The sequence below is a fragment of the Streptomyces sp. NPDC045956 genome (genome assembly GCF_056430705.1).
This window is the reverse complement of sequence record NZ_JBWKKZ010000004.1, coordinates 420,366-445,369: the sequence shown is the minus strand read 5'-3', so window position 1 is coordinate 445,369 and position 25,004 is coordinate 420,366. Positions and strand designations below refer to the sequence as shown.

The window sequence follows — 25,004 nt, the reverse complement described above, 5'->3', positions numbered from 1 at the left end:
CGGCCCCGTCCGCTATCCGCGGGCGGCGCGGACCATGCGCAGGTTCTCCCGGGCCCGCGCCGTTCGGGGGTCGGCGGTGCCGTAGAGCCGTTCGTAGCCGGCGACGACGAGGCGGCACTCCTCCTCGGCCTGGGCCTGCCGGCCCGCGTTGAAGAAGGTGGCGGCCAGGCTGGTGCGGTATTCCAGGACGTCCGGATGGTCGGGGCCGTGCAGCCGTTCCATGCCCACGACGGCCGCCCGCAGTTCCGCCGCGGCCTCCTCGACCTGTCCGAGCGCCTGGAGCATGGCGCCCAGGGTGGCGTGTGCGGAGAGCGTGCTCGGGTGGCCGGCGCCCTTGGTCTTCGCCGACTGCCGCACCGCATCGCGCATGGACAGCGCGGCCTGGGCGACTTCTCCCAGGTGGTACTGGACGGCGGCGTGGTTGATCCGGGCCGTCAGGGTCAGCTCCGACGTCGGGCCCAGCAGCCGCTCGGCGTCGCGCAGTACCGAGAGGTAAAGTGCCCCGGCTTCCTCCAGGGCATCCCGGGCTCGCAAGGCCCCGGCCAGGGTGTTCCTGCTGCCGAGCGTGTCCTCGTGCTCGGGCCCCAGGACCCGTGTCCGGCGTTCGAGCGCGGTGCGCGCCAGCCGCTCCGCCTCCTCGTGGCGCCCGAGGGCGAGCACGACGAGAGCCAGGCTCCCGAGGGCGGTGAGCGTGTCCGGGTGGTCCGGGCCCAGGGTCGCCTCCCGCTGGGCGAGGACGGAACGGCGCAGCCGCTCCGCGTCCTGCGGCCGTCCACGATCCTGTAAGAGGGAGGCGAGAGCGGTCTCGGCCGCGAGGGTGTCCGGGTGAGCGGGCCCCAGGTCCGCCCTGCGCTCCGCCACGACCCAGCGGAAGACTTCCTCGGCTTCGTCGAACTCGCCTTCCTGGCGCAGTTGCCCGGCCAGTTCGAACGAGAGCCGTACGACCTCCGGATGGTGCGGGCCGTGCTCGGTCGCGAGGTGCCCCAGCTTGATGCGTGTCATCCCGGACGGTGTCAGGGAGAGCTTCATCTGCACCACGGGGATGCCGTCCTCGCCCTCTCGATGGGTGATCCGGTACGAGCCCAGGCCCTCCAGCTCGCCCTCGTCGGCCGCCCCGTCCGGTGCCGGTGACGGCGCGGGCACGGAGGTCGACGGGGGCTGAGTCCGTGCGGCCGGGTCCTGCGTCCCGGAGTGCGCGCCCCGCCCGCGCCGACGGAACGGCCACCTTCCGCGGCCCGCCCTGTCCGAATCGGTCATCCCCACTCCTTCGTCGACCGAGGGAGTCGTTCCCCGTCCAGCAGCGGTCCACCCCCCGCGGGTCCGCCCGCTGCCCGCATGTCCGGCCGAAGTCCTGTCCTCACCGGGACCGGCCGTCCTCCGGGCGTCCCCCGGGCGTCGTTCGGTAGTCGCCGGCAAGAGCCGGCCATCGCCCACCGCGCCCGGCGTACGCCCGGGTCAGGATGGCTGCCCGTCTGATCGGCCACGCTGTCCGGCGCCATCCCATCCGATTCGGCCCGCATTCTGAGCAGGCAATCGCTTGGACGTACCGCGCCTGCTCCCGCCCGTGGAGGAACGGCGTCGGCGCGAGTTCAGGGCCCCACCGGTGTACGGCCGGAGTGCCGGTACCGCCGACTCCGTACGGGTGCAGTCTGCCGGTACAACCTTCGTTGCCCGTCCCGCGTCTGAGATGCCGCGATGAGGTGAGTGTCTGCCCCCGAGCCGCCGGGCCACGACCGGCACCGGGATGGCATACGATCCGCATGCCCCACCTAAAGATCCAGTAAGAGGATGTACACGTCATGACTTCCCGTGCCCCCTACCGTTCCCTGCGCGGTATATCCGCCGTTGCCGCCCTGCTCGCGATCGGCGCGGTGGGATGCTCGGACGTCACCGAAGCCGTCGACAGCGCCAAGGACGGCGCGAAGAAGGTGGCCCGCCAGCGCTCGGTGTTCTCGCTGGACACCGGTGACTGCTACAACCCGTCCGGCAAGGCCGAGGGGACGGCGTACACCGTCGAGATCGTGCCCTGCGACGAGGCGCACGAAGGCCAGGTCGTGGGCGAGTTCTCGATCGACGAGGGCAAGAAGTACCCCGGCGACGACGGGGTCACGGCGATCGCGGACACCCGCTGCCCGGTCGAGGCGCAGAAGTACGCCCCGGACACCTGGGCGCTCCCCAAGGGTGCCGAGCTCTTCTACTACACCCCGACCGCGGAGAGCTGGGCGACCGGCGACCGCTCGGTGAGCTGCACCTACACCGCCGAGAAGGGCGCGCTGACCGGCACGCTGGACACCGCGAAGTCCCTGAAGCCCGAGCAGCTCACGTACCTCAACGGGTCGAACGCGGTCTACGAGGCCCTGTGGGCGAACCAGTCCGAGAAGGACACCGTCGAGGCCGACCTGCCCGGTTACAAGGCGCAGGCCAAGGCCGTCGCGGCCGCACTCCAGACCCACGTCGAGGGCCTGAACGGCATCGACGGCGCCGAGGTCGGCACGCTCCGTTCGACGCTGGCGAAGGCGGCCGACGACTGGAAGAAGGCCGCGGACGCCGCCGACGCCGACACCTTCTACGCCGCCTACGACCCGGCGTTCACCGGCATCGACCCGAACAAGTCGGTCGCCGCCCGCAAGGAGCTGGGCCTGGCCACCACCGTCCCGGCCGACGAGGCCGAGGTCTGGGCGGGCTGACACCTCTGAGGGTTCGGGCACCGGTCGCCCGGTGCCCGGCCCCGCCTGACGGAGACGGGCCGGCGCCGGGGCCGGTTCTCGTGGAGAGCCTCCTCCAGAGGTGGCGGTTCGCCGCCCTTGTACGCAGACGGGGTACGCGGTCGAGGGCTCGTGGTCGACGGCGGTGCCGAGTGTGCAGGCTCTGGCCGGGGTCGCTGGTTAGAGGTTGGCCAGGTGCAGCGGCTCGGGAAGTCGATGTGCCGGTCCTTCCCGACCGGGCCGGCGCGCCGGGTCGTCGTGGCGACCGGCTCGGGCACGATCCTCGTCGCCGCGGCGGACGGGGCGAGGGCGAGTCCCCTCGAAGCGGCAGGGGCAGCCGACCTTCTCGACGGGCTCGTCGACACAAGCGAGGAGGGGCAGGCGGCTCACGGCCCTCTGCCCCTCGGCGCGCGCAAGCCCTCAGTCCTCGCCGGCGTCCTCGTCGTCGCCTTCGAAGAAGTCGCCGACCTCGTCGATGACCTCCGCGGCGACCATGCCGCCGACAGCGCCCACCGCGAGTCCGGCCGCTCCGGCTGCGACGACCGTGCCTGCGCCGGGACCCGAGCGGTGGTGATCGTCGTGGTGGTGACCACCGAGGCCGGCGTAGGCGGCTGTGTGCCCGTACTCGGTGTGGGCGCCGTGGGGCGGACGGTGCTCGACGAGCTGCCGGACCCAGCCGTCCACCTCGGCCGCCCAGTCGCGGACGTCATGGTGGCCGACGGTGAAGCGGGTGACGGCGTCATGGCCTGAGGAGAGGAGTCCGCCGCGCTTGTCCGCCTCCAGGACCACTTCGATCCCGTCGGAGCCCGCCAGGAAGGTCAGCTCGATCTCGTTGACCTGCTGCCCGTACTGGGGTGCCGGGATGAGCTCGATCTCCTGGTAGAAGGGCAGTTGCTGGCCCGTACCGCCGATGTGTCCGTACTCGAGGTCGGCCGACTTGAAACCGAATCCCAGCTGTCCGAAGGCTTCCAGGACCGCCTCCTGAACGGGCAGAGCCGTAACGGTCAGTTGGTCGAGGTCACCGCTGTCCTTGGCTCCGGTGACCGCCAGTTCGGTGCGTACGCCCAGCACGATGCCGAGCTGCTGACCGTACAACTCGGTGATCGGGGTCTCCCAGGGCAGCGCGACGCGGAAGGGCACGCTGCGCTGTTCCTCCGCGCCGAGCCGGAAGCCTCCGCCGACGGTGAACCGGTCGAAGACGATCACGCCCTCGCTCTCGCCCTCCTCGTGCTCGGCCTCGACCCGGGCGACGAGTTCGAGCGTGATGCAGTCGATGTCGAAGCCGGCCTGTCCGCCCTTGAGGTGTACCTGGCCGGCGAGCATCCCGCCGGGAAGGACGGGACCCGGTTCGAGAACCGTGTCGACCGTGGGGGCGCCCACGCCGAGCGAGCCGAGAAGTCGCTTGAACACCATCGTGGCGTCCACTCCTTATACGTGCTTGTGTTCCATGAGGTGATGCCGTCCGGCGGTGGTTCCGGGTGAACGCCACGAGGACAGCGAGTGCCTGCGCTCAGCGGACGTACTGCACGTCGGCCGGGCCCGCGATGATCTCGGCCGGGGCGGCGACCGTCCCCGGCAAGCTCTTGCCCGTCCGCGTCCTGCTCAGCGCCCTGTCCAGATCGACCGGGGTCATGTTCATCTCCGTGGTGCGCGGCCGGGATCACCGCCAACCTGTTTCTACAAACACGTAGAAGCATAGGGCCGGACCTGCGGCCGGAGGGCGCGCTCCGGCCAGTCTCGCCGGGAAAGGCCGAAAGACGCTTCTGAGCTGGCAGAGACCACGCATGGCCTGCTGTCGTGTTCGTCCCTTCGCCCTGGCGAAGGGGATCACGGACCGAGGCAGGGTCGGCGCGCGGAGGAGGGGCCGAGCACGCCATGTCCGTGCGGGATGCGCCCATGCTCCGTTCGAACGAAAGGCGCTCGCGCGGGTGAGCGCTCGCACCTCCCGCTCTGTGCCCGCGCGCGCCCGGGAGGCCCGGGAGGTACGAGGCCTTCGCGCCGTGTCCGGTCACCTACCGGCGGCCGGTGACTGCTGTCCCCGGGTCCGGTCGCGGAGGCCCGCCACGTCCGCGGAGGTGATCCCGTCCGCGCGGGTGGGCAACTCCCGTGTCCGCTCACGCGACTGGGGCCGGGTCGGTATCTGCGGGGCGCGCGCCGCCGCCCCTCAGGAGTGGGGTGCGACGCTCGGGTGCCCGGTCATGCTGGGGTGCGCGCCGGGACCGGTCGGGCTCGGTCCGCACGGGGGCGGAACGCCCCAGCGGGGCAACAGGCTCGGGCGGTGTGGGCGCGGCCGGACGGTCCACAACGGAGGAGCCGCGCACGCCCGGCCGGCAGGCACCGACCGGGACGGCCGTTACCGCCGGAGGAACTCCAGCAGGTCGGCGTTGAACTTCTCCTTGTCGCCCGGCACCAGCGCGATGCCGTGGGAGCCGCCCTCGTAGACCTTGAGGGTGGCGTCCCGGATCAGTTCCGCGGACTTGCGACCGGTCGCGTCGATCGGGACGACCTGGTCGTCGTCGCCGTGCACGACCAGCGTCGGCACGTCGAACTTCTTCAGATCCTCGTGGAAGTCGGTGGCGGCGAAGGCGTCCACGCAGGTCACGCCGCCCTCGATGGTCTCGGCCATCGCCATGTACCAGAAGGCGTCCAGGTTTCCCTGGGTGGCCTTGCTGCCCTTCCGGTTGGCCGAGTGGAAGCCGACCGCGGTGTCCTTCCAGAACTGCGAGCGCTCCTTGAGGATGCCGGCCTTGATGTCGTCGAAGACGGACTGCGGGACGCCTTCGGGGTTGTCCGGGCCCTGCAGCATCAGCGGCGGGATCGCCGAGAGCAGTACCGCGGAGCGGATCCGGGCGGTGCCGTGCCGGCCGATGTAGCGGGCCAGCTCGCCGCCGCCCATCGAGTGCGCGACCAGCGTGACGTCGTTCAGGTCGAGCTGGGTGATCAGGTCGTTCAGGTCGTCGGCGAAGGTGTCGAAGTCGTACCCCTCGTACACCGGTGTGGAGCGGCCATGGCCGCGCCGGTCGTGGGCGATACCCCGGTAGCCCGCGTCCGCGACGGCCTTGAGCTGGTCCTGCCAGGCATCGCCGTTGAGCGGCCAGCCGTGGATGAAGACGACCGGGCGGCCGGAACCCCAGTCCTTGTAGAACAGCTCGTTCCCGTCGCGCAGGGTGCAGGTGGGCATGGTCGCGCCTTTCCGTGGGGCCTCTCGTCGGAACGCCCCGCCATTGCGGGACGGGGAGCGGCTCGACGAGAGATGTGCTCGCTCCCTCACCATGGTGACCAACCTGCGGCTTCCTGGCTTCCCCGCTCGGCCGAATGGGGTCTCGTGATGTCCTTCTGCCGTCCCTGCTACTGCGTTCCTGTCGTCGAAACGGCCGCGCTGAACCAGAGGACGGCACAGCACTGGCGACGAATGAGCCGATGTTCGCCGCGCTGCTCGAAGGACCTCGCCCGACCGGGTTCCCCTGCGGGCCGGTGACGCTACGGGACCCGCACGACGGAAGCGATCCCTCTTGGGGTAGCGGGTCAGAGGGCCGACGGTGACCGCCGGGCCCGGCCCCGCACCTCCGGGCGGGGCCGCCCCTCGCGCAACTGAACAGCACACCTCGCTGGTGAGGCGACCAATCCGCTGGCCCGTCAGTGCCGGATTCCACCTGTGGCAGATGATGGACGGCAACGACCGGATCGCGACGGCCCGGGTACTCCGCAAGGTCCCGCACGCCGTCCCCCGCACGGCGCCTACGCGAGCATTTCGACTTCCGCACCACCGCGGTCGAGCACGGCACCCGTGCTCACCCCCATGAACAACAACGGTGCCGGTGCAGACCGGCGCAGGGATGGATGTCGGTGAAAGAACCCCTCTCTATCGGTCCTCGTCCGGTGCAGCAGCCAGATCTGGAAGCGCTGGTGCAGTCCGTCGCGCGCGGTGACACCGATGCGTTCGGCCTGCTGTACGACGCCGTCGCGGCCTCCGTGCTGGGGGTGGCGCGAGCGGTGCTGCGTGACGTGGCGCAGTCCGAGGAGGTCGCCCAGGAGGTGCTGGTGGAGGTGTGGCGCACCGCGCCGCGCTACCGGCCTGACCGCGGCACCGCCCTGAACTGGGTCCTCACCCTCGCCCATCGGCGTGCCATCGACCGGGTGCGCTCGGTGGAGGCTGCCGCGGCCAGGGACCACAGGGCGGCCCTGCTGGACCAGCTGCCCGAGTACGACGAGGTGAGCGAGCAGGTCGAGAACCGCCTGGAGCGCGAGCAGGTCCGCCGGTGCCTGCGCACGCTCACGGAGTTGCAGCGCCAGTCCGTCACCCTCGCCTACTACCGCGGGCTGACCTACCGCGAGGTGGCCGCCCAGTTGTCCCTGCCCCTGGGGACGGTCAAGACCCGCCTGCGCGACGGACTGATCCGCTTGCGCGACTGCCTCGGAGTGAGCGCATGACGACCGACACCGATCTGCACACCCTGACCGGGGCGTACGCCCTGCACGCCCTGTCGGATGAAGAACGGGCCCTGTTCGAGGGGCACTTGCGCGCATGCCCGTCCTGCGCGGACGAGATCACCGAGTTCACGGCCACCGCGGCAAGACTGGCGTCCGCCGTCGCCGTCACACCCAGTCCCGCCATGAAGCAGCGGGTCCGGCAGCGGGTGACCACGGTGCGTCAGGTGGCTCCGTACGTCCCGGGGACTGCCTCGGCCGCGCGGCCGCGCCGGCGCCTTCCCCCGCTCCTGCTCGCCGCCTGCCTGGCCGTGGCAGCCGGCCTGGGTGGCGTCGCCGCGTGGGAGCACGACCGGGCGGAGGACGCCGTCGCGCAGGAACAGCAGGCCCGTCGGCAGGCGGACGAGCTGGCCACCGTGCTGGCGGCCTCCGACGCGGTCTCGCGCCGGATTCCGCTCCGGGGCGGTGCGAGCGCGACGCTGGTCGTCTCCCGCTCGCACGACAAGGCCGTCCTGGCGGCCGTCGACATGGCCGCCCCGCCCGAGGGGAAGGTCTACCAGCTCTGGTACGACCAGGACGGCAGGATGCGTCCGGCCGGGCTGATGGACAGCGACCGCACCCGTCAGACCGTGCCCCTGTCCGGATCGGCCAACTCGGCGTCGGCCGTGGGCATCACCGTAGAGCCCGCCGGAGGGTCGGCCCGCCCCACCTCGGCACCCCTGGCCGTGGTGGACCTGCCGGCATGACCGCACACACCGAAACGCGGAGTGCAGGGTGCGGTCGCCGTCGGGACCCCCGGCGCGGGCCGGGGCGTCGCCTCGGGCAGCAGCGTCATCGACCCTCATGAAGAAATATCCGTAGCCGAAAGCATGGCGGATTGGTCCGGAACAGAAATCAAATTCATTGGTTCCGGACCAATCCGGCTGCCGGCCGGCAGCGGATTACAACCGTGAGCGAGGAAAAGAAGAGGTCGCGAGATCCGGTGAGTTGGCCGCTTGTCGCACTGAGTGCGTTGAGCGGCTTTCTCGCCGGTTTCACAGCACTCGCCGTAGCCGAACTGGTCGCCGGATTCGTACGCCCGCAGGCCAGTCCCCTCGTCGCGGTGGGGGGCGCCGCCATCGACCGCACACCGGCGGTGGTGAAGGACTGGGCGATCCGCAGCTTCGGCACCAACGACAAACTGGTATTGCAGATCGGCATGTTGGTCGCGCTGGCAGCAATCGCACTGGCACTCGGTATTGCGGCTCTGCGGCATCGGCGTATCGGTGCTGGAATTGTCCTCGCTCTCGGTGCACTGGGAGCGGTTGCGGCCATGAGCCGGCCCGACTCCACCCGTTCTACCGATGCCCTGCCTTCGGTGGTGGGAGCTGTGGCCGGCGCGGCCCTCCTGTATCTCCTGGCCGGCCGGCTCCTTGCATCGCGGCAGGCGCCGCACGACGGTGAAGAGCGGCACGGCCCCGTCGGCGCGGGCTGGGACCGGCGCGGCTTCGTCATCACGGCCACGACCGCTGTCGCAGCGTCCACGGGAGCAGGTGCTCTCGGCCGGAGCCTGGACAAGTCGACCGGCAGAGCAGCAGCTGCCTCCCGCGACGGCATCGCCATGCCGGCGCCGGGTTCACCGGCCCCGCCGGCACCACGCGCAGCGCAGGTACGGGTGGCCGGGGTCAGCCCGTTCGTCACCCCGACCGAGGACTTCTACCGGGTGGACACCGCCCTGGTCGTGCCCAAGGTCGACGCCGGAAAGTGGCGGTTGCGTATCCACGGCACCGGCGTGCGCCGCCCGCTCACCCTGTCCTTCGACGACCTGCTGGCACGCGAGTCGATCGAACGTCGCATCACGCTCACCTGTGTGTCCAACGAGGTCGGCGGCCCCTACGTCGGCAACGCCCGCTGGATCGGCGTCCGACTGGCGGACCTCCTGGAGGAGTGCGGTGTCGTGCCGCCGTCCAGGGGAGGCAGAGCCGACCAACTCGTGGCCCGCTCGGTGGACGGCATGACCATCGGCAGTCCGGTCGAGGACGTCATGGACGGACGTGACGCGATGCTCGCCCTCGGTATGAACGGTGCACCCCTGCCCTTCGAGCACGGCTTCCCGGTGCGGATGCTGGTGCCGGGTCTGTACGGATACGTGTCGGCCTGCAAATGGATCGAGGACATCGAACTGACCACGTTCGACGCCTACGACGCCTACTGGGTGAAACGCGACTGGTCCCGCGAGGCTCCCGTCAAGACCCAGTCCCGCATCGACACGCCCAAGCCCTTCGCCCGCCCGAAGGCCGGGACCGTCATGGTGGCCGGTGTCGCCTGGGCACAGTCCCGCGGCATCGACCGGGTCGAGGTCCGCGTGGACGACGGTCCCTGGCAGGAGGCCGCGCTGGCCGCCGAGGACACGCAGGACACCTGGCGCCAGTGGTCCTTCCCCTGGCGGGCCACCCACGGTGGACACACGCTCACCGTCCGCGCCACCGACCGCACCGGCCAGGTGCAGACCGGCAAGCGCACCCGCACGGTCCCCGACGGCGCCAGCGGCCGGCACTCCGTCGTGGTCACCGTCGAATAACCACGAACCACCTGTCTCCATCCATGTCAGAAGTGGCACACGCCGACAACTACCGGAGAAACACTGTGAACTCTCGAATCCGCCGCATCGCCGCCACCGTCGCAGCCGCGGCCGTTCTCCCCCTCGCGCTGAGCGCCTGCTCCGACGACGGCGACAACCCGTCGAAGACCGACGCCGACACCAAGGCCTCGGCGTCCGCCCCCGCCTCCGACGACGCCATGACCGACTCCGGCGCCTCCCCGGCGGACGAGCCCTTCGGCCCCGCCTGCGCCTCCGTGCCCAAGGACGGTGCCGGCTCCTTCGACGGCATGGCCGAGGACCCCGTGGCCACCGCCGCTTCCAACAACCCGGCTCTGTCCACCCTGGTCACCGCCGTCAAGAAGGCCGGCCTGGTCGACACCCTCAACAACGCCCAGAACGTCACCGTCTTCGCGCCCACCAACGACGCTTTCGCCAAGATCCCCCAGGCGGACCTGGACAAGGTGCTCAACGACAAGGAACAGCTGACCAAGATCCTCACCTACCACGTCGTGGGCCAGAAGCTCGCCCCGAAGGACCTGGAGAACGGCTCCTTCGACACCCTGGAGAAGTCCAGGGTGACGACGTCCGGATCCGCCCGGTCCTACACCGTCAACGAATCGGCCAAGGTGGTCTGCGGCAACGTGAAGACCGCCAACGCCGACGTCTACATCATCGACACGGTGCTGATGCCGCAGGGCTGACCACCGAGCGGCCGGTCGGCCGGGTGCCGTGCGGGCGCGCCCGGCCGACGGACGGTGGAACACGGCGACGGCGCCGGTGACGACCCAGGGCAGGGTCTCGGCACGTCCGGTCGACCGGCCGGCCCACCACACGGACCCCGCTCCGCTGCGTGATCATGGTGGAGGGTCTCGGCCCGGTGTTCTGCGCGGGCCGCGGAATTCTGTGTGCCGCGGGTGCGCGCGTCGGCCATTGGTGTAAGCCACTGACGCCGCCCAGGCCCGTGGCCCGCAGCCGCGAAACTCGCCCGACCCCCTGCTGACGTGGGCAATCGCCGCGATGAATGCATGATTGACGGATCGTCGGGCCGCCGGGTACCACTGACCCACGCCCGGCCCCGCACCGTCCGCCCGTCACGCCCATCACGCCCGTCACGCCCGTCACAGGAGGCCGCTTTGCGCAGATCCCCCGTCGTGCCCGTCCTGGCCGCGGCGGCAGTGCTGCTGCCGTTGCTCGGAGCGGCACCGTCCACCGCCCGGCCCGCCGTGGCGCCGCCCGCCCAGGAGGACCGCCTTCAGCGGGCCTTCGCCGTAGCGGCCGCGGAGTACCGCGTACCGCAGAGCGTCCTGCTCGGCGTCTCCTACCTCCAGTCCCGCTGGGACGCGCACGCGGGCGCGCCGAGTGTGACCGGCGGCTACGGCCCGCTGCACCTCACCGACGCCCGTACGGCCCTGGCCGGGGCCTCGCACCACAGCGAGGGCACCGAGGATCCCCGCGGCGACGACGCCCGGACGCCACTGCGCCCGGGGCCGGCGCGGCCACCCGCCGACCTGCCGGCCCGGCTGTCCACGCTGCCGCGGGCGGCCGAGCTGACCGGTCTGAGTCCCGAGGCGCTGCGCACCGACGCGGCCGCGAACGTGTCCGGCGGTGCCGCACTGCTGGCCGCCGCCCAGCGGGACCTGGGCGAGCCGCTCAGCACGGACCCGGCGGACTGGTACGGGGCGGTGGCCCGCTTCTCGGGGGCCGAGGACTCCGCGACGGCGGCCGCGTACGCCGACGACGTGTTCGAGGTGATCCGCGAGGGCGGGCACCGGACCACGGACGCCGGGCAGCGGGTCGCCCTGGCAGCCCGGCCCGACGTGGCGCCCGATGTCTCGCAGCTGGGACGCGTGGGACTGCGCACCGCCTCGGCCGCCGGCACCGAGTGCCCCAAGAGGGTGTCCTGCGAATGGCTCCCGGCCCCGTACGAGGAGTTCGGCGACGGCGACTACGGCAACCACGACCTGGGGAACCGGCCCGCCGCCCAGCGCATCCGGTACATCGTCGTGCACGACACGGAGGGCGCCTGGGACGGTGTCCTCGACATGGTCCAGGACCCGACCTACGTGTCGTGGAACTACAGCCTGCGCTCCACCGACGGCCACATCGCCCAGCACGTGAAGGCGAAGGACGTGGCCTGGCACGCGGGCAACTGGTACGTCAACGCGAAGTCGATCGGCCTGGAGCACGAGGGCTTCCTGGCGGAGCCGGACGCCTGGTACACGGAGGCGATGTACCGCTCGTCGGCACGGCTGGTGAAGTACCTGTCCGAGAAGTACGACATCCCGCTGGACCGGCAGCACATCCTCGGCCACGACAACGTCCCGGGCACCACCACGGCGACCATCCCGGGCATGCACACCGACCCCGGACCGTACTGGGACTGGCGGCACTACTTCGAGCTGCTGGGCCGCCCCTTCGAGCCGACGGCCGGAAAGAAGTCCGGCATGGTGACGATCCGCCCCGACTACGCCGCCAACCGGCCCGCGTACACCGGCTGCGAGACGAGGGGCGAGCCCTGCGCGGCCCACGGCTCCAGCGCGGTGCGGCTCTACTCCGACCACGACGTGAACGCGCCCCTGATCAAGGACGTCGGCCTCGGCACGACCCCCACGACCGGGGTGAACGACCTGTCCTCGCGGGTCTCGACGGGGCAGCAGTACGCGGTCGCCGACCGGTGGGGCGACTGGACCGCCATCTGGTACCTGGGCCAGAAGGCCTGGTTCCACGACCCGCGGAAGAACCCGGCGGCGGTGCCCGCCTCGGGCCGGGTGGTCACCCCGAGGGAGGGCCTGGAGAGCGTGCCGGTGTACGGGCGCGCGTACCCGGAGAAGGCCGCCTACCCGGCGGACGTGCCCGCCCAGGCCGTGTCGCCGCTGCCGTACCGGCTGCTCGCGGGGCAGCGGTACGTGACCGGCGGGAAGGTACCCGGCGAGTACTACTACGCGGTGACCTTCGACGAGGCCTCGCACCGGGTGGTCGTGGGTGAGGACCTGTACTACGAGATCCAGTACGGCCACCGGGTCGCGTACGTGCGCGCCGCCGACGTCACGCTCGCGACCGTGCGGTAGCCGCCGGGTCAGCCTTGCTGGAAGAGCTCCGCCGGAAGCGGCTTCAGCAGGGCGTACAGGTCGTCGGTGATGGGGCGGTCCCAGGCGGCGATGGTCACCAGGACGCCGTCGCTGCGGTCGAACTGCACGCAGGAGATCCGGCCCTCGGAGAGCTTGAGGCGGCGCACGATGAGCAGGTTGTCGCCCTGCATCACGGGGACGTCCTCGGCACCGACGACCGTCACCTCCTCCTCGTTCTCCAGGGCCAGCAGCAGCTGGGCCACCTCGAACGGGATCTCGCCCTCGGGGACCTCGCGGGCCGGGGAGCCGGCCGGCAGGTTGCCGATGATCATCGCGGGGCCGCGTCCGCCGAACAGGTCGTAGCGCAGGAAGACGCCCTGGCAGCTGCCGTCCGGTGCGGGCAGCAGGCCGGCGCCCAGGTTCCCGGGCCAGTCGCCCGGGTCCATGGCCAGTACGTCGAAGTCGGGCCCGGCGGGCGTGGCGCTGCGGCGGCGGAGGAACGACATGCCGCCATGGTACGTGGCCGCGCCCTCCGCACGGAGTGCGGGCGCCGCCCGACCCGGCCGTGCGGACCCGGCGTCGTGCGCGCCCGCCTCGCCTCACTCCTCCGGGGGAGCCGGCGGCACCACCGCGACCGGGGCGGCCGCGTGCAGCAGGACGGCGTGGGTGACCGAGCCCATCATGCGGGCGGGGGCCAGCAGGCGCCGGCGGTGCCGGCCGACGACGACCAGGTCGGCGTCGCGGGAGACGGCGACGAGGTGCCCGGCGGCGTCGCCGGGAACGACGTGCGTCTCGGCCCGGACGTCGGGGTGGCGTCCCCGCCAGGGGGCGAGGAAGCCGTCGGCCAGGACCCGGGTCTCGCTCTCGATGGAGACCTCGTCGATCACCAGCGGCATCATCTGGCCGGCCGCGGCCCAGGTCTGCACCGGCCACGGGTAGGCGGCGACCACCTGGAGGCGGGCCCCGCGCAGCGCCGCCTCGGCGAAGGCGAAGGCGAGCGTGGCGTCGTCGGGACTGTCCACGTGCAGTCCGACGACCACCCGGGGTCCGGGTTCGGCGGGCGGCTCCCCGTGCACCTCGCGTCCGGGGCGGGGCACGATCACGGCGGGGCACTCGGCGTCGCGGGCGGCGGCCATGCCGTTGGAGCCGAGCAGCAGACTGGCGAAGCCGCCGCGGCCCCGGGAGCCGAGCACCAGGAGTTGGGCGTCCGCGCCCAGTTCCGGCAGCACGGCACCCGGCACGCCCTCCATGCCGACGTACTCCGTCTCCACCGCGTAGGCCCGCCCCCGCAGGTGCTCGCGGGCCTGGTCGAGCAGCGGGTCGTCGCCGGTGTCCGGTGGGCCCGCGACCAGGACCTCGGCCTGGGCCCAGGCGGCGTACTGGCGCACGTGCACCACCCGCAGGGGTGCCTCGCGCCGGTGGGCGGCGTCGAAGGCCCAGTCCAGGGCGCGCAGGCTGTCGTCCGAGCCGTCGACCGCCGCGATGACCGGCAGGGTGGTGCTCATGGGTTCCTCACCTCCGGGTACGACCGTCCCCCTCGTGGCGTCAGCCTCGCTCAGGCCTCGGCCTCGCGGGAGCGCTCGCGCTCGCGTGTCCGGAAAAAGGCGGGGAACACCCCCGGATCGGGCGGACGGGCACCGGCCCGGCCTCCGGGGAGGCGTCTCACGTGAGGTCGAACTCGCCCTCCCGCGCTCCCGACACGAACGCGCCCCATTCCGCGGGGGTGAAGATCAGGGAGGGGCTCTCCGGGCTGCCGCTGTTGCGCATGGCGATGAACCCCTCGACGAAGGCGATCTGGACATCCCCCAGGCCTCGGCTGCTGGACTGCCACTGCGCGTTGCTGAGGTCCAGCTCCGGCTTGTCCCAGCCCCTGAGCGGGCGCTGTTGGGTGGTGCTCTCGGCCACGTCCGTGCTCCTCCCTGTCTCGTCGTCCGCGGTCAGCCTAGCGATCGGGTCCGACCGCCGACAGGCCGTGTGGTCACGGACCGGTGAACCGGTCCCGCAGCTCCCGCTTGAGGATCTTCCCGCTGGCGTTGCGCGGCAGCGCGTCCACGAACCTCACCCGTTTGGGTGCCTTGAAGGCGGTGAGCCTCTCGCGGGCGTGGGCGATCAGTTCGTCCTCGGTGACCTCGCCGCGCGGGACGACGACCGCCGTGACGGCCTCGATCCACCGCTCGTCGGGGAGTCCGATCACGGCGGCCTCGGCGACCGCCTCATGGGTGTAGAGCGCGTCCTCGACCTGACGGGAGGCGACCAGCACGCCCCCGGAGTTGATGACGTCCTTCACGCGGTCGACGATCGTGAAGTAGCCGTCCGCGTCCCGGACCGCGAGGTCGCCGGAGTGGAACCAGCCGTCGCGGAAGGCGGCTGCGGTCTCCTCGGGCTTGTCCCAGTAACCCTGGCACAACTGCGGTGAGCGGTAGACGACTTCGCCGGGTGTGCCGTCGGCAACGTCCTTGCCGTCCTTGTCGACCACCCGCGCGTCGACGAACAGGACGGGGCGCCCGCAGGAGTCCATGCGGCCCTCGTGCTCGTCCGGGCCGAGGACGGTGGCGAGGGGACCGATCTCGCTCTGCCCGAAGCAGTTGTAGAAGGCGAGGCCGGGAAGGCGCTCGCGCAGGCGTTCCAGGACGGGCACGGGCATGATCGACGCCCCGTAGTAGGCCTTGCGCAGGCCGCCGAGGTCGCGGGTGGCGAAGTCGGCGCGGCCCGCGAGACCGATCCACACGGTGGGCGGGGCGAACAGGCTGTCCACGCGGCCGCTCTCGACCAGGTCGAGGATCCGGTCGCCGTCGGGCGCGTCGAGGACGATGTTCGTCGCGCCGATCGCGAGGTAGGGCAGCAGGAAGACGTGCATCTGCGCCGAGTGGTAGAGGGGCAGCGCGTGCACCGGGCGGTCGCCCGCGCCGAGGTCGAGGGCGGTGATGGCGCTGAGGTACTCGTGCACGAGCGCCCGGTGGGTCATCATCGCGCCCTTGGGCAGTGCGGTGGTGCCCGAGGTGTAGAGCAGCTGCACCAGGTCCTCGGCGCCCGGCCCGGGTCCGTCGTACGCGGGTGCCGTGGCCAGCCGGGCGAGCAGCGAGCCGTCCGTGTCGCACAGCGGGAGCGTGCGGACGCCGTCGGGGAGCCGGCCGGCGAGGTCCGGGTCGGCGAGGACCAGCGTGCTGCCGGACTGGGTCACGAGGTAGGCGAGGTCGTCGCCGGTCAGGTTCTGGTTGACCGGGACGTGCACCAGGCCCGCGCGGGCGCAGGCGAGGAAGGCGATCAGGTAGGCGTCGGAGTTGTGGCCGTAGGCGCCGATCCGGTCGCCGGGGGACGCCCCTTGGGCCACGAGGACGCTCGCCGCGCGGGAGACGGCGGTGTCGAGTTCGTCGTACGTCCAGGAGCGGTCGCGGTACTCGACCGCGACGCGGGCCGGGGTGCGGCGGGCGCTGCGGCGCAGCACCCCGTCGACCGTGCTGGCGTGTCCGGGCGTCAGCGTCATGACATGATCCTCGACCGGTGGGCGGGGCGGGTCAAGACACGTGCGGCGGCTCCGTGAACGGCCTATGTCATGCCACTGACACGTGCACATACCGACTGGTACGCTCAGCCGCCCCTTCCCCAAAGACGTCGGGAGGCACGATGCGCACCCGCCTGAGACGGCTCGTCGTCACGGCCGTCGCCCTGCTCACCGCGGCGACCACGCTGCCCGGGGCCGCCGCGGACGAACAGTCCGCCGGCCGGCCCGAGCGCCCGTCCCACGGCGGGTTGTCCGCCGTCATCCGCTACACCGAGTACGGCATTCCGCACATCGTCGCCGAGGACTACGCGAACCTCGGCTTCGGCACGGGCTGGGCCCAGGCCGAGGACCAGGTGTGCGCGCTGGCCGACGGTTTCCTGACCGTGCGCGGGGAACGCTCACGGCACTTCGGCGCCGACGCGGCGACCGACCTCTCGCTCTCGTCGGCCGGCACGAACCTCGCCAGCGACCTGTACTTCCAGGGGGTACGCCGGTCGGGCACGGTGGAGCGGTTGCTCGCCGAGCCGGCGCCGCGCGGTCCCAGCCGCGACTCCGAGGAGCTGATGCGGGGCTTCGCGGCGGGCTACAACGCCTGGTTGGAGCAGAACCGGATCACCGACCCGGCGTGCCGGGGCGCCTCCTGGGTGCGCCCGGTGACCTCGCTGGACGTGGCCGTGCGCGGCTTCGCCCTCTCCGTGCTCGGCGGCCAGGGACGGGCCGTGGACGGCATCACGGCCGCCCGGCCGCCGTCCGGCACCGCGGCGGCCCCCGCGCCCGACGCCGAGGCCCTCGCGCGCGCCGCCCGGGAGCTGTTCGCCGCCGGCGACGCCGACATGGGCTCCAACGCCGTCGCGTTCAGCGGGCGCACCACGGCGAACGGGCGCGGGCTGCTGCTCGGCAACCCGCACTACCCGTGGCACGGCGGGCGCCGCTTCTGGCAGTCGCAGCAGACGATCCCGGGCCGGCTCGACGTGGCGGGCGGCTCCCTGCTCGGCTCCGCGACGGTGTCCATAGGCCACAACGCGCACGTCGCCTGGAGCCACACCGTCGCCACGGGCGTGCCGCTCAACCTCCACCAGCTGACGCTGGACCCGGCCGACCCGACGGTCTACCTCGTGGACGGCAGGCGCGAACGGATGACGAAGCGGTCCGTGACCGTCCGGGTGAAGGACGGCGCGCCGGTGACCCGGACCCAGTGGTGGACCCGGTACGGCCCGGTGGTGACCTCGCTCGGCGCCTCGCTGCCCCTGCCGTGGACCGGGACGACCGCCTACGCGCTCAACGACCCGAACGCCGCCAACCTGCGCGCCTCCGACACCGCGCTCGGCTTCAGCCGGGCTCGCGGCACGGGCGACGTACTGGACTCGCTGCGCCGCACGCAGGGGCTGCCGTGGGTGAACACGATCGCCGCCGACTCGCGCGGGCACACCCTGTTCACCCAGTCGCAGGTACTCCCCCGCATCACCGACGAGCTGGCCGGGCGCTGTTCCACACCGCTCGGCAAGGCCACCTACCCTTCCTCGGGGGTGGCGGTCCTCGACGGGTCGCGCGGCGACTGCGCCCTGGGCCGGGACCGGGACGCCGTGCAGCCGGGGATCTTCGGTCCGGGCCGGATGCCGACGCTCGAGGACGCGCCGTACGCGGAGAACTCCAACGACAGCGCCTGGCTCGCCAACGCGGACCGCCCGCTCACCGGCTACGAGCGCGTCTTCGGCACCGTCGGCACCCAGCGCTCGATGCGCACCCGGGGTGCGGTCGAGGACGTGGCGGCGATGGCCGGGCGGGGCGGGCTGACCGTACGGGACCTCCAGCGGCAGCAGTTCGCCGACCGCGCACCCGCCGGCGACCTGGCCGCCGCCGACGCGGCGCGGGCCTGCGCGGCGCTGCCCGGCGGCACGGCGACCGACAGCGCGGGAACGACGGTGGACGTGCGGGAGGCCTGCGGTGTCCTCGCCCGCTGGGACCGCACGGTCGACACCGGGAGCCGGGGCGCGCTGCTCTTCGACCGGTTCTGGCGGGCCCTCACGAGGACGGTGCCGGCCGGGCGGTTGTGGAAGGTGCCGTTCTCGCCCGACGACCCGGTCCGCACCCCGAACACCCTCGACACCTCCGCGCCCGGCTTCGCCACCGCCCTCGCGGACGCGGTCGGCGAACTGCGGGCGGGGGGCATCCCGCTCGGCGCCCGGCTGGGTGAGCACCAGTTCGTGGTGCGGGGCGGCAAGCGCATCCCCCTGGGCGGGGGCACGGAGTCGCTGGGCGTCTGGAACAAGATCGAGCCCGTCTGGGACCCGGCCGGCGGCGGCTACACCGAGGTGACCACCGGTTCCAGCTACATCCAGGCGGTCGGCTGGGACGGGAGCCGGTGCCCGGTGGCGCGGACGCTCCTGACCTACTCCCAGTCCGCCGACCCCACCTCGCCCCATCACGCCGACCAGACGCGGCTGTTCTCCGGTGAGCGGTGGGTGACGTCCCGCTTCTGCGAGCGCGACATCCGGGCGTCCCCCGCACTGCGCGTCGTCCGGGTGCGCGAACGCTGAGACCGCGCAGTTCCGTGACCCGTCCGGCCGCGCGCCGGGCGGGTCCGGCGTCCCGTCGGCTCCGTCCGCCCCATTGACACGACCCGGCACTGACAGGAAAGTTTCACTCCGCACGGCGATCCAGGAAAGATACTTTCAGCTTCGGCGGCGGGAGGCTCTTCGATGGCCGGACAGGCGACCAACGGATTCACGCGGCGTCAACTGGGCGCCGGTGCCATGGCACTGGGCGGCGCACTGGCCATCGCCCCGTTCGCGGCCGGACCGGCCGAGGCCGCCGCGGACCAGGGCCGCCGCCCCACCCTGCGGCGCGGCTCCGCCGAGCGCGCCGGTCTGCTCCCCGGTCATCTGCGCCGCCTCGTCACCGACGCCGAGGCCTACCTCGGCCCCTCCCCCGAGCACCCGTGGTACGCGGGCGCCGTGCTGCTCGCCGGCCGGGGCGGCACGGTGGCGCTGCACGAGCCGATCGGCATGGCGGTGCGCTACCGGGCCTACGACGAGGCGACCGACACCGGCGTCGAGTTCCCCGCGGGGCAGCAGATCCCGATGGCCGAGGACACGGTGTTCGACCTCGCATCGATCTCCAAGCTGTTCACCTCCATCCTCGCCGTGCAGCAACTGGAGCGGGGCACGCTGGAGCTGGAGGAGCGGGTCGCCTCTTACCTGCCGGACTTCGGACGGGCCGGCAAGCAGGACGTGACGGTCCGGCAGCTGCTCACGCACACCTCGGGGTTCCGGGCGTGGATCCCGCTGTACAAGGCGCCGACCTACGAGGCGAAGGTGCAGCTCGTCTACGACGAGGCGCCGGCCGCTCCGCCCGGCACCGCCTACCTCTACTCGGACCTGAACCTGATCTCCCTCCAGCTGGTCCTGGAGGAGATCACCGGCCGCACCCTCGACGGCCTGCTGCGCGAGGAGATCACCGCCCCGCTCGGCCTCCGTCGCACCCGCTACAACCCGCCCGCGTCCTGGAAGCCGCACATCGCCGCCACGGAGGACGCGCGCCTGCCCTGGTCCGGCCTCGACCGGGGGCTGGTGTGGGGCGAGGTGCACGACGAGAACGCCTTCAGCCTCGGGGGCGTCGCCGGTCACGCGGGGGTCTTCTCCTGCGCCTGGGACCTGGCGGTGCTCGGCCGCGCCCTGCTCAACGGCGGCTCCTACGGCCGGGAGCGCATTCTGCGGCCGGAGTCGGTGGAGCTGATGTTCACCGACTTCAACACGGACTTCCCCGGCGACGAGCACGGCCTCGGCTTCGAGCTGTACCAGCACTGGTACATGGGGGCGATGGCCACCCCGCGCACCGCCGGGCACACCGGCTTCACCGGGACCTCGCTGGTGCTCGACCCGACCACCGACTCGTTCCTCGTGGTGCTGGGCAACTCGGTCCACCCGGTGCGCAGCTGGCGTTCCGGTTCGGCCCCCCGGGTCGCGGCCGGCACGAACCTGGCGCGGGCGGTGCCGGTGCGTCCCGCGCACGGCCGCACGGCCTGGTTCTCCGGTACGGCGAACTCCGCGACGGCGACGCTCACGCTGCCCGCGCTGGACACGTCCGGCGGTGGGGCGCGGCTGGACTGCGCGCTGTGGTGGGACCTCGAACCCGGGTCGGACACCCTCGTCCTGGAGGCCACGACCGACGGTGGCACCACCTGGACGAGCGTCCCCTTCACCACGACGCGCCGCGGCGAGGCACCGCGGGAGCACCCGGCGGGCTCGGTCACCGGCTGGTCGGGCCGCGTCTGGCACCGGCTGACGGCCACCCTCCCGGCAGCGCGGGCAGTGACGTTGCGCTGGCGGTACACGACCGACCGGCTGTACGTGGGCCGTGGGGCGTACGTCGACGGGCTGCGCGCCGAGGCGGCCGACGGCGTCCTCTTCCACGACGCGCGCCCCGCGGACGCGGCGCGGATCGCGGCGGTGGGATGGACGGCGTCGGCCGACTAGAGGGTCGTGCGCGGCGGTGCGGTCGCGGCGGTTAGTCGTCGAAGACGGCCTTCTGCACCTCGTTCGGCCCGTCGAAGCGGTTCTCCTTCAGACCGTCGAGACGGCTCACGACCTTGTCGTCCGCCTGGTTCTCCCGGGCGCGGTCGACGAGCGCCTTCCTGTCCGCCGGGTAGTCCGCGCCGCTGAGGGCCTTCTGCAGTTCGATCGGGCTGAGGTCCGCCATGGCAGGCTCCTTGGGGTGCCGGTTGCCGGACTCGCGGCGCCGGCCCACGAGTGCGGAATGTCCGCTATATCGCGGTACCCGGCCCTGACGGGCGCATGCACCCGTCAGCTCGCCGACGGGTCCAGCACGGCCATCGCCGCGTTGTGTCCCGGCACCCCGCTGACCCCTCCCCCGCGTACCGCGCCCGCTCCGCACAGCAGGACGTTGGGCTGCGCCGTTTCGACGCCCCAGGGGCCGGTGCCCTCCTGGGCGTGGGGCCAGGTCAGGTCGCGGTGGAAGATGTGGCCGCCGGGCAGGCGCAGGTCGCGTTCCAGGTCGAGCGGCGACCGGGCCTCGATGCAGGGCCGCCCGTCGGCGTCGGTCGCCAGGCAGTCCGCGAGGGGCTCGGCCAGGTGGGCGTCGAGTTGGGCCAGGGTCGACGCGAGGAGCCGCTCGCGCACCGCGTCGTTGTCCCGCGCGAAGAGCCGGGCGGGGGTGTGCAGACCGAACAGGGTGAGCGTGTGCATGCCCTTCGCGGCCAGGTCGGGGCCGAGGATCGTGGGGTCGGTCAGCGAGTGGCAGTAGATCTCGGAGGGCGGTGCCTCGGGCGGCTCGCCGGCCGCGGCGCGGGCATGGGCGGTCGCCAGTTGCTCGTAGCCCTCCGCGATGTGGAAGGTCCCCGCGAAGGCCTCGTGGGGGTCGGTCCCCGGGTCGCGCAGCGCGGGGAGCCGCGTCAGCAGCATGTTGACCTTGAGCTGTGCGCCCTCGGCGGGTGGCGGGGGCGCCTGTCCCGTGAGCGTCGCCAGTTCCCGCGGGGAGGCGTTCACCAGGACGTGGCGCGCGGCGGCGACGGTCTCGCCGTCGGCGCAGCGGTAGGTGACCTCGGCCGTGCGTCCGTCCGTGTCGATCCGCACCGCCTCGTGCCCGGGGGCCAGCACGGCGCCCGCGGCGCGCGCCGCGTCGGCCAGGGCGTCGGTGAGGGCGCCCATGCCGCCGACCGGGACGTCCCAGGCGCCCGTACCGCCGCCGATCACGTGGTAGAGGAAGCAGCGGTTCTGGCTGAGGCCGGGGTCGTGAGCGTCGGCGAAGGTGCCGATCAGGGCGTCGGTGAGGGCCACTCCCCGTACCAGGTCGTCCGCGAAGTGCTCCTCGATCGTGACACCGATCGGCTCCTCGAACAGCGCGCGCCAGGCCGCCTCGTCGTCGACCCGGCGACGCAGCTCGTCCCGGGTGGGCAGCGGCTCGGTGAGGGTCGGGAAGACCCGCCGGGCGACCCGGCCGGTCATGCCGTAGAACCGCTGCCAGGCCGCGTACTCCCGGTCCGAACCGGTCAGCCGGGCGAAGGACTCCCGGGTCCGCCGCTCACCCCCGCCGACGAGGAGCCCGGTGGGCCGGCCGTCCCGCTCCACGGGCGTGTACGAGGAGACGGTGCGTCCCCGTACCCGGAAGTCGAGGTCCAGATCCCGCACGATCTTCTTCGGCAACAGGCTGACCAGGTACGAGTAGCGCGACAGCCGTGCGTCGACCCCGGCGAAGGGGCGGGTCGACACCGCGGCGCCCCCGGTGTGGTCCAGGCGTTCCAGCACGAGCACGGAGCGGCCGGCGCGGGCCAGGTAGGCGGCGGCGACCAGGCCGTTGTGGCCACCGCCGACGATGACGGCGTCGTAGGCGCGGGAGGCGTGGGGCGGATGGGAGGCGTGGGGCGTACGGCGGGCGCCGGGCGGGGTGGGCGGGGTCATGGCTCTTGGTAGCACGGGCCGCGACGGGCGGCCAGAGCCGCGAGGGGCCGGGTGGCCGAGCCCCCGGCGCCGGCCGGTCAGCCGGCTTCCGCGATGCGCCGCGGGGCGGCCCGGCGGTGCAGCTCCACCGCCTCGGCGCCGCGGCCGAGTTGCTCCAGGCAGTGGGCCTCGTCGTCGCGCGCGGCGAGGGTGTCGGGGTGGTCGGGGCCCAGGACGCCCTCGCGGGCGCGTGCCACCCGGCGGTACTCGGTGAGGGCGGCGGACCAGCGGCCCAGCCAGCCGAGCCCGACGGCGACCTCGCGGCGGCTCACGAGCGTGTCCGGGTGGTCCGGGCCCAGGACGCGCTCGCGGATCGCGCACACCTCGCGGGACTCGGCGAGGGCCTCTTCCCAGCGGCCGAGCCGGCCCAGGTTGACGCCCAGGCCGTGGCGGGCGCGCAGGGTCTCGGGATGGTCGGGGCCCTGGGCGCGGGCGCGGTCGCGGACCAGCGCCTCGCAGACCGCCAGGGCCTCGGCGCTGCGGCCCAGGCGGCCGAGGCTGATGGCGGTCTCGTGGCGGGCGGCGAGGGTGTCCGGGTGGGCCGGGCCGAGTGCGCGGGTGCGGGCCTCGGCCACCTCCCGGTAGAGGGACAGGGCCTCCTGCCAGCGGTCCAGCCGGCCGAGTTCGTAGGCCACCTCGAAGCGGGTGACCAGGGTGTCCGGGTGGGCCGGGCCGAGCACCCGGGCGCGGGCGGCCGCCACCTCGCGGGCCAGCCGGTACGCGTCCTCGGGGCGTCCGAGCCGGCCGAGGTTGAAGGCCAGGTTGTGGCGGCAGCGCAGGGTGTCGGGGTGGTCGGTCCCCATGACCCGCTCACGGGCGGCGAGGACCGCGGTGTAGACCTGGTGGGCGTCGGCGTACCGCCCCAGGCGGCCCAGCACGTACGCCATCTCCTGCCGGACGGCGAGGGTGTCGGCGTGGTCGGCGCCCAGCACCCGGATCCGCGCCTCGGCGACGCGTTTGTAGGCGCGCAGCGCGTCGGCGGCACGACCGGTGCGGCTGAGGGTGAAGGCGGCCTCGTAGCGGCTGGCGAGCGTGTCGGGGTGGTCGGGGCCCAGCAGGCGCTCGCGCTCGCCGGCCACCGCACGGTGTACCTCGCCCGCCTCCGCCCAGCGGCCGAGCCGGCCCAGGCTCAGCCCCGCGTGGTGCCGCACGGTCAGCGCGCCGGCCGTTCCGGGCGCGGGACCGGATCGCTCGCCGGGGGCGGGTGGGATTCCGTCGTCGCCGGGGCGCGGGGTCGGGTGCCACGCGCCGGACGGGCCGGCGGCCGGTTCGGGGGGCGTGGCGCGCGGCCCGGTGCGGGTGGGCTTGTGAGCGGTGACCGCGCCGTGGGTCCAGGACGGCGGTGCGGCCCGTCCCCCGGCCGGCCGGGGCGTCGGCGGCCGGGACGCCACGACGGTCGGCGCACGCCCGGGTGCGGTGCGGCCGGCGATGATCCGACGGCCCAGCTCGCGGGCGTCGTCCGGGCGCTCCTCGGGCCGCTTGGCCAGCAGGTCCAGGATGATCCGGTCCAGGTATCCGGGCAGCTCGGCGCGGTGCGTGCGGGGCGGCTGGGGCGCCGTGTCGCGGTGGCCGACGAGGACCGCCCAGGCGTCGTCCAGGTCGAACGGCGGGGCACCGGTGGCGATCTCGTAGAGCACGCAGCCCAGCGAGTAGAGGTCGCTGCGCCGGTCGACCTCGTCCCCGCCGATCTGTTCCGGCGACATGTAGTGCGGGGTGCCCATCGCGATGCCGGTGCCGGTCAGCCGGGCGGTGAAGCCGACGTCGTGGCCGAGCCGGGCGATGCCGAAGTCGCAGATCTTCACGGTGCCGTCGGCGAGCCGCACGATGTTCGCGGGCTTGAGGTCGCGGTGCACGATGCCCTGTTCATGGGTGTAGGCGAGTGCGGAGGCGACCTGTTCGGCGATGTCGACGACGTCGGGCACCGGCAGCGGACGGTGTCCGTGCTCCTCCAGCAGCCGGCTCAGGTCACGTCCCTCCAGCAGCTCCATGACCAGGAAGAGCAGGCCGTCGCACTCGCCGAAGTCGTGCACGACGGTCACCCCGCGGTGCTGGAGCGCGGCGGCCACCCGGGCCTCGCGCCGGAACCTCTCCCGCAGGACGCGGGTGAAGGAGTGGTCGTGGTGCGTGCCCAGTGGTTTGAGGCACTTGACGGCGACCCGACGGCCCAGTGACTCGTCGCGGGCCCGCCACACCTCGCCCATCCCGCCGCGCCCGATCCGCTCCAGCAGCCGGTACCGGCCCTGGATCAGCGTGCTGTCCCCCATC

The 25,004-nt window shown here is 73.0% G+C and carries 19 protein-coding genes; 8 read left to right on the top strand and 11 right to left on the bottom strand.

Translation table 11 applies throughout. The features are described 5' to 3' along the window. Positions 1-12: 12 nt before the first annotated feature. Positions 13-1,257, bottom strand: coding sequence for a tetratricopeptide repeat protein (locus AC07FV_RS14205; protein WP_479087232.1), 1,245 nt, complete (start codon positions 1,255-1,257; stop codon positions 13-15). Between the two features lie 542 nt (positions 1,258-1,799). On the opposite strand from AC07FV_RS14205, the gene AC07FV_RS14200 reads away from it, so the two are divergent. Next, on the top strand, positions 1,800-2,687 hold the full coding sequence (locus AC07FV_RS14200; protein WP_479087231.1) for a septum formation family protein: 888 nt from the start codon (positions 1,800-1,802) through the stop codon (positions 2,685-2,687). A 438-nt stretch (positions 2,688-3,125) separates the two neighbouring features. Here AC07FV_RS14200 and AC07FV_RS14195 read toward each other — a convergent pair whose 3' ends face one another. From AC07FV_RS14195 to AC07FV_RS14185, 3 genes are all read right to left on the bottom strand, one after another. Next, on the bottom strand, positions 3,126-4,118 hold the full coding sequence (locus AC07FV_RS14195; protein WP_479087229.1) for a sporulation protein: 993 nt from the start codon (positions 4,116-4,118) through the stop codon (positions 3,126-3,128). 97 nt (positions 4,119-4,215) lie between these two features. Continuing rightward, positions 4,216-4,338, bottom strand: coding sequence for a hypothetical protein (locus tag AC07FV_RS14190; RefSeq protein WP_479087227.1), 123 nt, complete (start codon positions 4,336-4,338; stop codon positions 4,216-4,218). A gap of 720 nt (positions 4,339-5,058) precedes the next feature. After that, a complete protein-coding gene (locus AC07FV_RS14185) occupies positions 5,059-5,886 on the bottom strand; it encodes an alpha/beta fold hydrolase (RefSeq protein ID WP_479087225.1) in 828 nt (275 codons plus the stop codon). Positions 5,887-6,545: 659 nt separating this feature from the next. On the opposite strand from AC07FV_RS14185, the gene sigK reads away from it, so the two are divergent. From sigK to AC07FV_RS14160, 5 genes are all read left to right on the top strand, one after another. Next, positions 6,546-7,136: an ECF RNA polymerase sigma factor SigK gene (sigK, locus tag AC07FV_RS14180; protein ID WP_479087223.1), complete on the top strand. Its 591-nt coding sequence runs from the start codon at positions 6,546-6,548 to the stop codon at positions 7,134-7,136. Further along, positions 7,133-7,879 (top strand): anti-sigma factor, encoded by a 747-nt coding sequence (locus tag AC07FV_RS14175; protein WP_479087221.1) that lies wholly within the window; start codon positions 7,133-7,135, stop codon positions 7,877-7,879. The genes sigK and AC07FV_RS14175 overlap by 4 nt, the downstream gene beginning before the upstream one ends. A gap of 203 nt (positions 7,880-8,082) precedes the next feature. After that, positions 8,083-9,693 carry a molybdopterin-dependent oxidoreductase gene (locus tag AC07FV_RS14170; RefSeq protein ID WP_479087219.1) on the top strand — a complete coding sequence of 537 codons (1,611 nt, stop codon included), beginning with the start codon at positions 8,083-8,085 and terminating at the stop codon, positions 9,691-9,693. A 65-nt stretch (positions 9,694-9,758) separates the two neighbouring features. Next, positions 9,759-10,415 carry a fasciclin domain-containing protein gene (locus AC07FV_RS14165; protein WP_479087217.1) on the top strand — a complete coding sequence of 219 codons (657 nt, stop codon included), beginning with the start codon at positions 9,759-9,761 and terminating at the stop codon, positions 10,413-10,415. Between the two features lie 450 nt (positions 10,416-10,865). Further along, positions 10,866-12,782 carry an N-acetylmuramoyl-L-alanine amidase gene (locus AC07FV_RS14160; protein WP_479087373.1) on the top strand — a complete coding sequence of 639 codons (1,917 nt, stop codon included), beginning with the start codon at positions 10,866-10,868 and terminating at the stop codon, positions 12,780-12,782. 8 nt (positions 12,783-12,790) lie between these two features. Here the strand turns inward: AC07FV_RS14160 and AC07FV_RS14155 are convergent, their stop codons facing one another. The 4 genes from AC07FV_RS14155 to AC07FV_RS14140 all read right to left on the bottom strand — a co-directional run bounded on the left by AC07FV_RS14155 (position 12,791) and on the right by AC07FV_RS14140 (position 16,266). Further along, complete coding sequence (locus AC07FV_RS14155; protein ID WP_356610708.1) at positions 12,791-13,288, bottom strand: hypothetical protein; 498 nt, start codon at positions 13,286-13,288, stop codon at positions 12,791-12,793. A gap of 93 nt (positions 13,289-13,381) precedes the next feature. After that, entirely contained in the window at positions 13,382-14,287 is a 906-nt protein-coding gene (locus AC07FV_RS14150; protein ID WP_479087215.1) for a universal stress protein, read from the bottom strand. A 157-nt stretch (positions 14,288-14,444) separates the two neighbouring features. Then, the gene (locus tag AC07FV_RS14145; protein WP_030403841.1) at positions 14,445-14,687 is read right to left on the bottom strand and encodes a DUF397 domain-containing protein; all 243 of its coding nucleotides are present in this window, start codon (positions 14,685-14,687) and stop codon (positions 14,445-14,447) included. A gap of 73 nt (positions 14,688-14,760) precedes the next feature. Further along, entirely contained in the window at positions 14,761-16,266 is a 1,506-nt protein-coding gene (locus AC07FV_RS14140) for an acyl-CoA synthetase (RefSeq protein ID WP_479087213.1), read from the bottom strand. 140 nt (positions 16,267-16,406) lie between these two features. Between AC07FV_RS14140 and AC07FV_RS14135 the strand changes: the two genes are divergently transcribed. After that, positions 16,407-18,821 (top strand): penicillin acylase family protein, encoded by a 2,415-nt coding sequence (locus AC07FV_RS14135; RefSeq protein WP_479087211.1) that lies wholly within the window; start codon positions 16,407-16,409, stop codon positions 18,819-18,821. A 162-nt stretch (positions 18,822-18,983) separates the two neighbouring features. Further along, positions 18,984-20,759, top strand: a complete 1,776-nt coding sequence (locus tag AC07FV_RS14130; RefSeq protein ID WP_479087209.1) for a serine hydrolase domain-containing protein — start codon at positions 18,984-18,986, stop codon at positions 20,757-20,759. A 31-nt stretch (positions 20,760-20,790) separates the two neighbouring features. On the opposite strand, the gene AC07FV_RS14125 is transcribed toward AC07FV_RS14130, so the two are convergent. The 3 genes from AC07FV_RS14125 to AC07FV_RS14115 form a co-directional block, all read right to left on the bottom strand. Further along, complete coding sequence (locus AC07FV_RS14125) at positions 20,791-20,982, bottom strand: DUF2795 domain-containing protein (RefSeq protein ID WP_479087207.1); 192 nt, start codon at positions 20,980-20,982, stop codon at positions 20,791-20,793. 104 nt (positions 20,983-21,086) lie between these two features. Continuing rightward, complete coding sequence (locus tag AC07FV_RS14120) at positions 21,087-22,700, bottom strand: phytoene desaturase family protein (protein WP_479087206.1); 1,614 nt, start codon at positions 22,698-22,700, stop codon at positions 21,087-21,089. Positions 22,701-22,777: 77 nt separating this feature from the next. Next, the gene (locus AC07FV_RS14115) at positions 22,778-25,003 is read right to left on the bottom strand and encodes a serine/threonine-protein kinase (protein ID WP_479087204.1); all 2,226 of its coding nucleotides are present in this window, start codon (positions 25,001-25,003) and stop codon (positions 22,778-22,780) included. Between the last annotated feature and the right edge of the window lies 1 nt (position 25,004).

Bases quoted from the DNA above. Each gene is read 5' to 3' on its own strand.
- AC07FV_RS14175 (WP_479087221.1), top strand. From the start codon at position 7,133: ATGACGACCGACACCGATCTGCACACCCTGACCGGGGCGTACGCCCTG.
- AC07FV_RS14115 (WP_479087204.1), bottom strand. From the start codon at position 25,003: ATGGGGGACAGCACGCTGATCCAGGGCCGGTACCGGCTGCTGGAGCGG.
- AC07FV_RS14205 (WP_479087232.1), bottom strand. From the start codon at position 1,257: ATGACCGATTCGGACAGGGCGGGCCGCGGAAGGTGGCCGTTCCGTCGG.
- sigK (WP_479087223.1), top strand. From the start codon at position 6,546: ATGTCGGTGAAAGAACCCCTCTCTATCGGTCCTCGTCCGGTGCAGCAG.
- AC07FV_RS14190 (WP_479087227.1), bottom strand. From the start codon at position 4,338: ATGACCCCGGTCGATCTGGACAGGGCGCTGAGCAGGACGCGGACGGGC.
- AC07FV_RS14200 (WP_479087231.1), top strand. From the start codon at position 1,800: ATGACTTCCCGTGCCCCCTACCGTTCCCTGCGCGGTATATCCGCCGTT.
- AC07FV_RS14120 (WP_479087206.1), bottom strand. From the start codon at position 22,700: ATGACCCCGCCCACCCCGCCCGGCGCCCGCCGTACGCCCCACGCCTCC.
- AC07FV_RS14150 (WP_479087215.1), bottom strand. From the start codon at position 14,287: ATGAGCACCACCCTGCCGGTCATCGCGGCGGTCGACGGCTCGGACGAC.
- AC07FV_RS14135 (WP_479087211.1), top strand. From the start codon at position 16,407: ATGCGCACCCGCCTGAGACGGCTCGTCGTCACGGCCGTCGCCCTGCTC.
- AC07FV_RS14125 (WP_479087207.1), bottom strand. From the start codon at position 20,982: ATGGCGGACCTCAGCCCGATCGAACTGCAGAAGGCCCTCAGCGGCGCG.
- AC07FV_RS14130 (WP_479087209.1), top strand. From the start codon at position 18,984: ATGGCCGGACAGGCGACCAACGGATTCACGCGGCGTCAACTGGGCGCC.
- AC07FV_RS14140 (WP_479087213.1), bottom strand. From the start codon at position 16,266: ATGACGCTGACGCCCGGACACGCCAGCACGGTCGACGGGGTGCTGCGC.
- AC07FV_RS14195 (WP_479087229.1), bottom strand. From the start codon at position 4,118: ATGGTGTTCAAGCGACTTCTCGGCTCGCTCGGCGTGGGCGCCCCCACG.
- AC07FV_RS14185 (WP_479087225.1), bottom strand. From the start codon at position 5,886: ATGCCCACCTGCACCCTGCGCGACGGGAACGAGCTGTTCTACAAGGAC.
- AC07FV_RS14155 (WP_356610708.1), bottom strand. From the start codon at position 13,288: ATGTCGTTCCTCCGCCGCCGCAGCGCCACGCCCGCCGGGCCCGACTTC.